At 65.4% G+C, this 12,093-nt stretch carries 12 protein-coding genes; 10 read left to right on the top strand and 2 right to left on the bottom strand.

The window, feature by feature from the left end:
* The coding region (locus ASE61_RS09810; protein ID WP_156407038.1) for an aldehyde dehydrogenase family protein at positions 1-269 on the top strand (269 nt) is incomplete at its 5' end.
* A 168-nt stretch (positions 270-437) separates the two neighbouring features.
* On the opposite strand, the gene ASE61_RS09805 is transcribed toward ASE61_RS09810, so the two are convergent.
* Positions 438-1,289, bottom strand: a complete 852-nt coding sequence (locus ASE61_RS09805) for a LysR family transcriptional regulator (protein WP_162260088.1) — start codon at positions 1,287-1,289, stop codon at positions 438-440.
* Positions 1,290-1,411: 122 nt separating this feature from the next.
* Here ASE61_RS09805 and phnA point away from each other — a divergent pair, with 122 nt between their 5' ends.
* The 9 genes from phnA (at position 1,412) to ASE61_RS09765 (ending at position 11,067) form a co-directional block, all read left to right on the top strand.
* Positions 1,412-2,683 carry a phosphonoacetate hydrolase gene (phnA, locus tag ASE61_RS09800; protein WP_061966714.1) on the top strand — a complete coding sequence of 424 codons (1,272 nt, stop codon included), beginning with the start codon at positions 1,412-1,414 and terminating at the stop codon, positions 2,681-2,683.
* Positions 2,683-3,987 (top strand): alkaline phosphatase family protein, encoded by a 1,305-nt coding sequence (locus ASE61_RS09795; protein ID WP_061966713.1) that lies wholly within the window; start codon positions 2,683-2,685, stop codon positions 3,985-3,987. The genes phnA and ASE61_RS09795 overlap by 1 nt, the downstream gene beginning before the upstream one ends.
* 20 nt (positions 3,988-4,007) lie before the next feature.
* Positions 4,008-5,558, top strand: coding sequence for an ABC transporter substrate-binding protein (locus tag ASE61_RS09790; RefSeq protein WP_061966712.1), 1,551 nt, complete (start codon positions 4,008-4,010; stop codon positions 5,556-5,558).
* Positions 5,559-5,581: 23 nt separating this feature from the next.
* Complete coding sequence (locus tag ASE61_RS09785) at positions 5,582-6,490, top strand: ABC transporter permease (protein WP_200959623.1); 909 nt, start codon at positions 5,582-5,584, stop codon at positions 6,488-6,490.
* 12 nt (positions 6,491-6,502) lie between these two features.
* The gene (locus tag ASE61_RS09780) at positions 6,503-7,411 is read left to right on the top strand and encodes an ABC transporter permease (protein WP_061966710.1); all 909 of its coding nucleotides are present in this window, start codon (positions 6,503-6,505) and stop codon (positions 7,409-7,411) included.
* Positions 7,408-8,994 (top strand): dipeptide ABC transporter ATP-binding protein, encoded by a 1,587-nt coding sequence (locus tag ASE61_RS09775; RefSeq protein ID WP_061966709.1) that lies wholly within the window; start codon positions 7,408-7,410, stop codon positions 8,992-8,994. Before ASE61_RS09780 ends, ASE61_RS09775 begins: the two co-directional genes overlap by 4 nt.
* A gap of 100 nt (positions 8,995-9,094) precedes the next feature.
* Positions 9,095-9,373: a hypothetical protein gene (locus ASE61_RS26910; protein WP_061966708.1), complete on the top strand. Its 279-nt coding sequence runs from the start codon at positions 9,095-9,097 to the stop codon at positions 9,371-9,373.
* The gene (locus ASE61_RS27555) at positions 9,331-9,528 is read left to right on the top strand and encodes a hypothetical protein (RefSeq protein WP_200959624.1); all 198 of its coding nucleotides are present in this window, start codon (positions 9,331-9,333) and stop codon (positions 9,526-9,528) included. The genes ASE61_RS26910 and ASE61_RS27555 overlap by 43 nt, the downstream gene beginning before the upstream one ends.
* Before the next feature lie 126 nt (positions 9,529-9,654).
* Positions 9,655-11,067: a M20 family metallopeptidase gene (locus ASE61_RS09765; protein ID WP_061966707.1), complete on the top strand. Its 1,413-nt coding sequence runs from the start codon at positions 9,655-9,657 to the stop codon at positions 11,065-11,067.
* Between the two features lie 96 nt (positions 11,068-11,163).
* Here the strand turns inward: ASE61_RS09765 and ASE61_RS09760 are convergent, their stop codons facing one another.
* Positions 11,164-11,847, bottom strand: coding sequence for a GntR family transcriptional regulator (locus ASE61_RS09760; RefSeq protein ID WP_061966706.1), 684 nt, complete (start codon positions 11,845-11,847; stop codon positions 11,164-11,166).
* Positions 11,848-12,093: the final 246 nt, after the last annotated feature.

Raw genomic sequence — 12,093 nt, 5'->3', positions numbered from 1 at the left:
ACGACATCGCCGAGGTGATCCGGATCTCGAACTCCACCGCCTATGGTCTCTCTTCCGGCATCTGCACGAACCGCTACGATTACATCCAGCGTTTCGTCGCTGACCTCGAGGTCGGCACGGTCAATCTCTGGGAAGTCCCGGGCTACCGGATCGAGATGTCCCCCTTCGGCGGCATCAAGGATTCCGGCCTCGGCTACAAGGAGGGCGTCGTCGAGGCCATGAAATCCTTCACAAACGTCAAGACGTGGTCGATGCCCTGGACTGCGTAAGCAGTCCTCGCGATCTTCTCGCAGCGCGATGACGTCGACGCGGATGCCATCATTCGTCGATACCGTGGCCATGACCGGACGCGTTGCTCACGCGGACGGCCCGTGGAGCGCTCTCGTCTCAGGCTTCAGTGCCGCTCCGCAACGGCTGCAAGGTGCTTGCGCGCGGCTCTAGCCGAAATCGGCGAACAGGAAAGTCAGCAAGCGATCTGCAGTTTTGCGCCGGCAAACCTGGGGGTCGAACACCGCCGTGAGGAGAGACCCGTCTGATTTGAGATGTGGGAACGGCAGCTCCAGGCGCTTCTGCCGGATCAGGTCGGCCAGTACGCCAGGCGGCCCGATCACACACCCTTGATCCGCGACGGCAGCCTCGACGGCAATATAGAAATGCGGTGTCGAGCGCGTCGCAACCGGCGCGCCGATGCCGGCTGCAGCCAGCCAATCCTCAAGCTCGCCGGCCCGCGTCCGGGCGACCAAAAAAGTCTCCTGGGCAATCGCCGCAACGCCCTCTTGCCGGAGCCGTTGCGCGCGTTCCGGCGTGGCCAGCACCGTCAGGCGCTCGATTCCGATCGGCCGTCGTTCCAAACCGCCGGTATCGTCGGCCTGCCGCACGATCGCGATGTCGAAAGGCAGGCGTCGCCATTCGTCGGTCGTGTGCATCTGGCTGACCCGGACCGGGCGTCCGCCCATTTTCGCTTCCGCGTCGACGAGCCGGGGCAGGATCCAGTGCATCGACAGGGTGGCGTTGGCGGCGATGGTGATGACCCGCGTATCCGACACCCGGGTCGCCGACATCCACGCCTCCTCGATATGCCGCAATGCGGTACCGACCGCCTGGGCCAGCTCGGTTGCCAAGGGGGTCGGCTTCAGTCGGTGGCCGCTTTCGAACAGCGGCGCCTCGATCTCATGCTGCAGCTGAACGAGCTGCTTGCTCACCGCGCCTGGTGTCACACGAAGGTCATCGGCGGCCGCCACGACGTTGCCGGTGCGAACGACGGCTTCCAGAACGGACAACGCGCGCAAGGACGGGAGGTGCATATCGATGTGAATTTGAGAAAACCTCACATCGGCATGACCATAATTCGCTTTCGTAAATCCGTAAAGTGAAGAAGTCTCAAGAACTGCCCGAGTTGTCCAAAAGTAAAATGGTGCGGTGCACAATGTCTATCGAAGTGAATGGGCATGTTTACGCTCGCCCTGCGCGCCCGAGCGTCGTGATCTGTTATGACGGTTGTGATCCGGCCTATGTGGCGGATGCGGTCATCCGCGGTGTCTCGCCGCGTTTGAAACGGATGCTGGCGGACGGGTTCTACGCCAATGCCCTGTCGGCGATGCCGAGTTTCACCAACCCCAACAATGTCTCGATCATTTGCGGCGCGCCGCCGAGGGTTCACGGAATCTCGGGCAATTACTGGTACGACCGCGCTACGAAAACCGAAGTGATGATGACCGACGCGGGGCCGCTGAGCGCCCCGACGGTGCTGGCCAGCCTGTCCCAGGCCGGCGTCAAGGTGGCGGCGGTGACCGCAAAGGACAAATTGCGCAAGGCGCTGGCAGTGGGCTTGGCCGGTCCCGGCGCGAGCGGCATCGCCTTCTCGGCCGAGAAGGCCAGGAGCTGCACCATCGAGGAGCACGGTATCGACAGCGCCGAGGCGCAAGGCGATGCGCCCGTGCCCGACCAATACTCGCCGGAGCTTTCGCTGTTTGTGCTCGACGCTGGCGTGCGCCTGCTCAAGGCCGCGCGCGCCGAGCTGCTTTATCTCTCGCTGTCGGATTTCGTGCAGCACGCTTACGCGCCGGGCGCACCGCAATCCGATGCCTTCATGAAGGCGGTCGACGACCGCATCGGAGCCCTGCTCGATCTCGGCGCCGTTGTCGGCGTCGTGGCCGACCATGGCATGACCGACCTGTCGCTTGCCGACGGAACGCCGAACATCCTCTATCTCGGCGACGTGCTCGATGCCCGCTTCGGCCCGGGCTGCCTCAAAGTGATCTGTCCGATCACCGATCCTTTCGTGCGTCACCACGGGGCCCTTGGCGGCTTCGTGCGCGTCCATGTCGTCGGCGAAGCCGACCATGCCGAAGTCCGCGATTTCATCGCCGGGCTGCCGGGCATCCAGCACGCCCTGATCCGCGAGGACGCCTGCCGCATGTTCGATCTGCCGATGGAGCGGGAGGGCGATGTCACGGTGGTGGCCAGCAAGGGCGTCGCGCTCGGGACCAGCAAGGGCGCCCACAAGCTCGAAGAGCTCGCCGGCGCCAGATTGCGCTCGCATGGCAGCCTCGCCGAGCGCGACGTGCCCTTTGCGGTCTCCAGTCCGCTGAACGCCGAGTACCGGCAGAAGGCACGGAGCGGCCAGCTCTACAATTACGATATCTTCGACTATGTCCTCAACGGCACGCAGGAGGCTCGGTGATGGCCGCCGGTTCGCAGATCAACAGCGGCCGTCGCGCGGTTGCGCTGATCCTCGACGGTCTGCGGCGCGATTTCGTGACGCCGGAGCATACGCCGAACCTCGTCGCCCTGAAGGCGCGGGCCACCTGGTGCGACAGCCACCGTTCGGTATTCCCGTCGGTGACGCGCGTCGTCTCCTCGTCCTTTGCCACCGGATACCGGCCATCGGGACATGGCCTGGCCGGCAATACTGTTGCGTTGCTGAACGGCGACGATCTCGAGCTCTATGATGTCGGCAAGCCCGAATTCCTTGGCCACAAGGAGCGCCTGACAGGGCATGTCCTGCGTCAGCCGACCCTGACTGAGCGGCTCGCCGAGACCGGCGGCGCTGTGATTTTCAACAATGTCTCGCCGGGTGCCGCCTACATGCACGACCCGCGCGGCCACGGCCATGTCTATCATCGCGCCGGCTCTTATGGCCCCGGCCGCAAACCGATCGAAGGGAACGGCGCGCTGAGCGTCGCCGGTGACATCGCCGGAGATAGGGCGGTGCTCGACCGCTTCATCGCCGAGGTCGTGAACACGCGGAAGCCTGCCTTCGCGCTGGCCTGGCTCGGCCACCCCGACACGACCCAGCATGAGGTCGCGCTCGGCTCGCCGCGTCATCTGGAAGCCCTCAGGATCGTCGACGGCCATGCCAAGCTCTTGATCGAAGCGGTCGATGCGGCGCGCGCTGCAGGCGAGGACATCCTCCTGCTGATCGGCTCCGACCATGGTCACCAGACTGTCACGGGGATCGTCGATATAGCCGGCGAACTTGTCGCCGCCGGGCTGAAGGATTCAGCCCAGTCCGGCGACGTCGTCGTCGCTCCCAACGGTACCGCCGCCTTGATCTATGTCGACCGCCGCAATGCCGACCGCATCCCGGCGCTTGGCCGCTTCCTCTCCGAACAAAGCTGGGCGGGACGCGTGATGGGACCGGATGCCTTCGCCGCCGCCGGCATTCCCGAAGGCGGTGGCCTGGCGTTCGCTGTGGCGCTGAAGGCCGATGACGAAGGCGTCAATGAGTTCGGCGTTCCCGGCCTCAGCCTTGCGGCCAAGCCCGTCGGGGGCAAGGCCGACCGGCTCGGCTGCGGCCAGCATGGCGGTCTCGGCCGCTACGAGCAATCGCCCTTTCTGATCCTCGACGGCCCGGGTTTCGCAAGGGGCCACGAGATCTCGGCCGAGACCTCGGCGATCGATATCGCGCCCAGCATTCTGACCTTTCTCGACCAGCCGGCAGACGGGCTCGACGGACGGGCCCTGCAGAATCGGCAATTCGCCTGAACCCCTCAAAGGAGGCTCGCATGACAGACCGCATAACCGATCTCGCGATCAGCCGCCGCGCCCTGCTGGCGGGTACGGCCGCCATGACGGCCGGCGTCCTCGGCGTTCCCGGCCTGCCGCGGGCCCAGGCCGCCCGCAAAGGCGTGCTGAAATACGCCACGCTCGGCCTCGACACCGCCGATCCGCACCGCCACACCGGTTCGATCGCGGTGCAGCAGGCCTATGTCGAGACGCTGACCTCGATCGCGTCGGACGGCGCCGTCGAGCCGTTCCTGGCCGAGAGCTTTCAGGTCTCGCCGGATGGCAAGACCTACACCTTCAAGCTCCGCCAGAACGTCAAGTTCCACAACGGCGATACGCTGAAGAGCGCCGATGTCGCGGCCAATCTCGAGCGGGTGAAGAACAAGGTGAAGGGCGGTTGGCTCGTCACTGCGATCAAGCTCGTCAGCAAGCTCGAGACACCCGACGACAACACGCTCGTGGTCACGCTCGACGCGCCCTATTCGCCCTTCCTCAACCTGCTCTCCGAATTGTGGATCCTGTCGCCGAAATCGGAAGGCTGGGACGAGACGATCAAGACGCCGATCGGCACCGGCCCCTTCACGTTCGGCACCTGGCAACCCAAGGTGAAGCTCGTCGCGCCTGCCTTCCCCGGTTACTGGAAGAGCGGCCTGCCGAAGGTCGAGCGGGTCGAGTTCGACCTGCGCGACGGTGTCGACAAGAGTCTCGCGCTGAGGGCCGGCGACCTGCACATCATCCAGCTCGACCGCGAGCCGGCCGAAACGCTGAAGAAGGTGGGCGCCGCCGACATTCTCGGTCTCAAGGACACCAGCTGGTTTTCGATCGCCTTCAACAACCGCAAGCCGCGCAAGCCGTTCGACGACATCCGCGTGCGCCAGGCGCTGGCACTCGCCGTCGACAAGCCAGCTTTCATGAACTTCATGGGCGGCGAGCAGGGCATCGTCACCAACCAGATCGTGGCCCCGGGCAATGCCTATTTCGACAAGGCCTGGCACGATGCCGATCCGTTTCGGAAGCCCGATCTCGACAAGGCCAAAAAGCTGCTGGCCGATGCCGGCGTGAAGCCGGCCGACCATACGATCGAGTTCGTGTCCTGGCAGGAATCATATGCACAGGTCGTGGTGCAGATGGTCCGGAAGCTCGGCTTCAAGGTCAACCATGTCGCGCTCGATGATGTCGGCGCGCAGAAGCGACTTGGCCAATACGACTGGGACATGAATGTGATGTCGTCGGGGCCGCGCGCCGACATCTTCCTGCGTTATGTCCGCCTGATGAGCGACGGCCCCAACCCGACGCTGTGGGGTGGCATCCAGGATCCCGAGCTCGACAGGATGATCAATGCCGGCGTGCAGGAGCCGGACCAGGCCAAGCGCAAGGCGAACTATCTGACCGCGTCCAAGCACATCGACGACAAGGCCTATTTCTATGTCATCGGCCATTCGCCGAGCCTGATCGCGGTTAAAAAGGGCGTCAAAGGCTACGAGTCCGGCTTCACCTGGGCGTGTCACTGGGCGAGCGGCGGCGTCGCCCACACGACGATCGACAGCTGAGCGCGGATGGAAGGATTCGCGCCATGTCCGCTCCACCCATCGCCATGAGCGCGCCGCGCAGTGCTGGCCGGCGCTGGCCTGTCGGCGTGCTGCTTGCGACTGTTGCCGTGGCCATCGTCGCGCTGGCCGGCCTCGTGGCGCCGTGGCTGACAGCCAATTCGCCGCTGGACCAGGATCTGCTCGCGATCAACAAGGGGCCGAGCGCGGATTACTGGCTCGGGACCGACCATCTCGGCCGCGATATCTGGGCGCGCCTGCTCTATGGCGCGCGCTTCACCTTCGGTATTTCGATCGCCGGCACGGCCATCGCCTTTGCGATCGGCGCCGGTCTCGGTCTCTTCGCACTGGCGCTCGGACGCTGGAGCGAAGCGATCCTCTACGCCGGCATCGACCTGATCCGCGCGCTGCCGGGCACCTTACTGGCGCTGCTGCTGATCGTCGGCCTCGGCAGCGGCACCGGCCCCCTGATCGTGGCGCTCGGCATCTCGTTCGCCCCGCTCGTGGCCTATGTCGCGCGCGCCGCGTTCCACCGCGAGGCGGTGCGTGACTACGTGCATGCCGCCACCAGTTTCAGCGGCGGGCGCATCCACGTCCTGGTGCGGCACATCCTGCCCAACATCGTCGGAGCGCTGGTCACCCAGGCCGCGATCATCCTGCCGCGCTGCATCGTGACGGAATCGGTCTTGAGCTTTCTCGGAGTCGGCTCCTCGCCCGATGCTCCGACCTGGGGGCGGATGATCGCCGATTCCAGCCGCTTCATCGAGCGCGCGCCGCACGCCATCGTCATACCGGTCCTGGCGCTGGTGGTTCTGACGCTCAGCCTCTCGGTGCTTGGCAACGATCTGCGACGCTGGCTCGACCCGGTCCGCGAGAACGCCGGGGAGGCGGCCGAGCCGGCCGAGATCGACCCGCAACTCGCAATGCCGCGCTGAGGAGGCACAAGCATGGATCGTCTCGCTTCCGTCCTCTTCGCCGTGCTGCGCGGGCTCGTCCAGGCCGCCTGCATCGTCGCACTGACCTTCTTCCTCTGCCGCGTGATGCCCGGCGACGTCGTCGACGTGCTCGGCCTCGAGGGCGGGCTGACCGCCGACCAGCAGGTCGAGATGCGCCGCGCGCTCGGCCTCGACCAGCCGCTGCTGTCACAGTTCGTGACCTGGGTCTCGCACGCGCTGCAGGGCGATTTTGGTCGGTCGCTGCGCTTCGATCAGCCTGTTTCGGACATGCTGGCGAACGCGCTGCCGGTGACGCTGAGATTCGCCTTCCTCAGCTTTGCCTTCGGGGTCGGGCTGGCGCTGCTGCTGGCCATCGCCGCCACGGCTTTCCGCTCGCGCTGGCTCGACGGACTGATCGACGGCATCAACATCTGGTCGATCGCGGTGCCGACCTTCTGCGCCGGTTTCGCCGCGATCCTGATCTTTTCGATCTGGCTCGGTTGGCTGCCGGTGATCGGCGGCCTGCTGATGCCGGTGATCATCATTGGGCTCGACAACGCCGGGCAGATCGTCAAGTCGCTGCGCGAGGAGTTGAAGGAGGCGGTCATGCTGCCCCATGTCCGCACGGCGCGCGCCAAGGGGCTCTCGCCCTGGCGCATCGCCATCGCCCATGTCCTGCCGGCGGCTGCGCCGATCATGCTGGCGCTGTCGGGTCTCGCACTTGGCGGGCTCGTCGCGGGGTCGCTGACCATGGAGGTGCTGTTTGCGCTGCCCGGCATCGGCAGCCTGACACTGAACGCCATTCACGGCCGCGACTCTCCGATCATCCTCGCTGCCGTAACCGTCATCGCAGTGGCTCTGGTGCTGATCAACACTGTGATCGACATCCTCCATCGCCTGATCGATCCGAGGCTTGCATGATCGGCAAACTGCTCGAAATCCACGACCTCGACGTCATCATCCACGGTCGAAAACTGGTCGACTCGATCTCCTTTGCGCTGGCGCCGGGCGAGACTGTGGCGCTGATCGGCGAATCCGGCTCCGGAAAATCGATGACGGCCTCAGCGATCATGGGTCTGCTGCCGCCCGGGATCACGATGGCATCGCGCTCTGCGATCGTCTTCGACGGCAAGCCGCTCGATCCGGCGGACGAGACCGCGATGCGGCCGTTGCGCGGCCGCGACATCTCGGTCGTCTTTCAGGACCCGATGAGCTGCCTCAATCCCTTCATGACGGCAGGCGCGCAAATCGACGAGGCACTGCGTCGGCTCGGGCACGGCGACGGCACCAAGCGCCGCGCGCGGATTCTCGAATTGCTTCAGCTCGTCGAGATGTCGGATCCGGCCACGATCGCCAGCCGCTATCCGCATGAATTGTCCGGCGGTCAGCAGCAGCGCGTCATGACGGCGATGGCGCTTGCTGCCGAACCGAAATTGCTGATCGCCGACGAGCCGACCAGCGCACTCGACGCCACCGTGCAGGCGGAGATCCTGGCCCTGCTCAGGCGCCTGCAGGACCGGCTCGGCAACGCGATGCTGTTCATCACCCACGATCTCGCCGCGGCAAGCCAACTCGCCGACCAGATCGTGGTCATGCACAAGGGGCGCTGCGTCGAGCAGGGTCCCACGGCCGAGGTGCTGCGCTCACCGAAAGACCCGTATACGCGGATGCTGGTCTCCACGCGCACCATGCTCGCCGAACTGCCTGCAACCGCGCCGCGTTCGAGCGCCGAACCCCTGCTCGCGATCAGCGGCCTCCAATACGAATATCCGGCCAAGCGCCTGTTCTCGAAGCCGTTCCGGGCGGTGGACGGTATTTCGATCGCGATCGCGCCGGGCGAAACGCTCGGCATTCTCGGAGAATCCGGTTCAGGCAAGTCAACCCTGGCCAAGCTGATCATCGGGCTGGCCCGGCCCGGTGGCGGCGACATCGCCTTGTTCGGTGAATCGCTGGCGGCGCGGAACTTCCGCCTGACACCTGCCATGCGCAAGCGCTGCCAGATCATCTTCCAGAATCCGTACGGTGCGCTCAACCCGCGGCTCACCATCGAGAAGGCGATGCGCGAGCCGCTCGAACTGCTCGGCCTCAGCGGCCCTGACGATCGTGCCAAGCTCGGCAGCGCACTCGCCGATGTGAACCTGACGCCCGACTATCTCGGACGCTATCCGCACCAGCTTTCGGGCGGGCAGCGCCAGCGTGTCTGCATCGCCCGCGCGCTTCTTTCCGAGCCGAGCCTTTTGATCTGCGACGAGATCGTTTCCGCGCTCGACGCGACCGTGCAGATGCAGGTGTTGCGCACACTCAAGGCGCTACAGCAGAAACGCGGCTTCGCCATGCTGTTCATCGGCCACGACATCGAGATCGTGCGCTGGGTCTCCGACCGGATCGCAGTGATGCATCGCGGCAAGGTCGTCGAGCAGGGCGAGGCCGGAGCGCTCGTCACGCACCCGGCCGAGGCTTATACGCGCAAGCTGGTCGCCGCGATGCCTCGCCCTATCGCCTAGTAAGTCTAAAGGTAAATCGGGTTCGACCAGGCGATTTTGCCTGCTTCGTCGATGACGACGAGGCGGCACCAGTCGCCCTAGAATTTACGCGAGGGTAGGCGTGCCGCTCGCGCGCGCCATCATCGTCGAGCCGGATGTTCTTCTGTGCGATGAGGTGACCTTGGCCCTGGATGTTTCGGTTCAGGCCAACGTTCTGGAAACTTTGGTGAGATTGGTCAAAGAGTGCAATTTGGCGGTGCTGTTCGCGACCCATGATCTCGGTGTCGTTCCGGCGATCGGTGACAGGGTCGTGGTGCTAAAGCGCGGAAGCATCGTCGAGGAGGGCCCGCCCGAGACATATTCGCTTCGCCATCGCACCCATATACCCGCCAGCTTCTAGAGGCGGTTCCCGTGCTGCCTGCGCGCGATGTGCAAATGCAGCAGATCATGCTGGCCGTATCGTGCCGTCCGCTGCTTCGAAGACCGCACCAGCCCATCACCTCCTTCGCGAACGGCACGCCCTTGCCCGCAACAATCGCCGATTCTTTGGCGTAAAATTCAGCCGTTCTGTCGCCGGCCCTGTAGTAGCCTCGCCTGGTTGGGGCCGCTGACCGCCGAACCGTTGCGATGATGGCGGCCTTCAGTGGCCCATGTGGGCGCCATGCATCGCGGGAGAAGGCAGTGCAGAATACCGACAAGATTTGGACGATCGTCGATGCAAAGCAGGCTGATTACATCGAACTGAGCGATCGCGTCTTCGAAATGCCCGAGCTCAACTATCGCGAGGTCAAGTCGGCCGCGGCCCATGCCGAGCAGCTTCGGCGCGAGGGGTTTCGCGTGGAGACGGGCATCGCCGGATTGCCGACCGCGGTCATGGGCGAGGCGGGGGAAGACGGCCCGGTGATCGCCATCCTCGGCGAATACGATGCGCTGCCGGAGCTGTCGCAGACGCCGGGCCTGTCCGAGCATCAGCCGCTTCCGAACCAGCCGGCCGGCCATGGCTGCGGCCATAACCTGCTCGGCGCCGGCGCCATGCTGGCTGCCGCCGCGGTCAAGGATTTCCTCGCGGAACGCGGGCTCAAGGGCCGCGTCCGCTATTATGGCTGCCCGGCCGAGGAAGGCGGCGCCGGCAAGGCGTTCATGGTCAAGGAGGGCGCCTTCAAGGATGTCGACATCGCGATTTCCTGGCATCCGGCGGATTTCGCGGCGGTGACGGCGGCCATCTCGCTCGCCAACACGACGATCGATTTCGAGTTCACCGGCCGCGCCTCGCATGCCGCCGCCGCGCCGCATCTCGGCCGGTCGGCGCTCGATGCGGCCGAGTTGATGAATGTTGGCGTCAACTACATGCGCGAGCACATGCCGAGCGATGCGCGTATCCATTACGCCTATCTGGACGCCGGCGGCATCGCGCCGAACGTCGTGCAGGCCAAGGCCAGGCTGCGCTATGTCGTGCGCGCGACGATGGTCTCACAGGTCCACGAGCTCCTCGCCCGCGTCCGGAAGATCGCCGATGGCGCCGCGTTGATGACGGAGACCACCGTCACCAGCGAAGTCGTCAGCGCAATGAGCAGCCTGCTGGCGAACACGCCGCTGGAAGACGCCATGCAGCGCAATTTCGACCGGCTCGGCCCGCCGCCCTTCGATGCGGAGGACGTCGCCTTCGCCAGGCGCATGCAGAAGACGGTGACGCCCGCGCATATCGAAAGCGCCTTCCGCCGTTCGGGATTGCCGGCGACGGATTTCCCGCTCTGCAACGCGATCGCGCCCAAGGAAGCACCGGGACCGCGGATGATGGGCTCGACCGATGTCGGCGACGTCTCATGGGCCGTTCCGACGGTCCAGGCACGGGGCGCGACCTATACGATCGGCACGCCCGGCCATTCCTGGCAATTGACGGCGCATGGGCAGTCGCCGCTGGCGCACAAGGGCATGGTTCACGTCGCCAAGATCATGGCGGGCGTCGCCACGGACGTGCTCGTCGAGCCGGGCTTGCTGGAACAGGCCAAGGCCGATTTTGCGGAGCGCCTGACCCGAACGCCCTACAAGCCGCTCCTGCCCGATGATGCCAAGCCGCCCTTCCACATGTTCTGAAGCGGCTTGTCGATCACCGTGATGCAAGGACGCCCGGCTCCATGGCCGGGCGGGGACCGCTGCGGCGCGATCCGGGCCTGCCGACCTGTTGGCGCGTCAGGCTTCTGCTGCCTGCTCCGGCAGCCGCGAGATCACGCCGACGATCGGGCGCAGATGCTGCTCGAGGATCGCCAGCGCCTTCTCCTCATCCCATTCGGAGAGGGCGGCGATCAGGGCGTGATGCTCCCTGCTGATCCGCGCGACGCGGGTCGGGTCGGTGCTGATCGCCGTCATCGCGACGCGCTGCTGGCGGGCGCCCAGCGATTGGTAGAGGTCCGACAAGACGACATTGCCGACCGCGGCGATCATGACGAAGTGAAACTCGCGGTTCAGCTCGACCCGATTGAAATAGTCGCCCTGCGGCAGGTGCTCCAGCTCTGCGAGGATCGCGTGCATGTCGGCAGGAAGCGGCAATTCCTCACGGCAGATGCGGCGGATCGCATGGCTTTCGATCATGCGCCGGGCCTCGTAGAGGTCGAGCAGCTCCTGCGCCGTGACCTGCCGGACGAGGGCGCCGCGGCGCGGTAGCAAATCGATGAAACGTTCCGCCTCCAGGCGATGGAAGGCCTCGCGGACGGGTGTTCGTGACACCCCGAGCGCCGAGGAGATTTCCTCCTCCTCGATGAAGCAGCCGCCGAGGAAGCGGCCGCGCAGGATCTGCTCGCGCACATAGAGATAGACCCGTTCCCGGGTCGGCTTGCCCCGCAAGGCAGCCATCTCGTCCTGTTCGATCATGGCCATCGACAACGCGCCCCCTTCGGTCTTTTCTAGGGCTGTCGAGAGTAGACAGCAAAAAATCCGCCACGTATACATGACGCATCAAGAGCGCGGCTCGCCTATTCGTCTATAGCGAAGCCGTGCCGGGGAACCGCATGACCGTGCACGCCACCTTCGCGACAGGAAGCTGCAGACCGGGCCGATCGGCCCGGCGCAGGCGGCTTTGTCGGATCGCTGGCGCGGTTATTGCTCGCATCAGCCCGGCTCCGC

The organism is Allobosea sp. Root670 (genome assembly GCF_001429415.1).
Classification (GTDB): Bacteria; Pseudomonadota; Alphaproteobacteria; order Rhizobiales; family Beijerinckiaceae; genus Allobosea; species Allobosea robiniae.
Note: the sequence above shows the minus strand (reverse complement) of the source record. Positions and strands in the feature narration are given on the sequence as shown.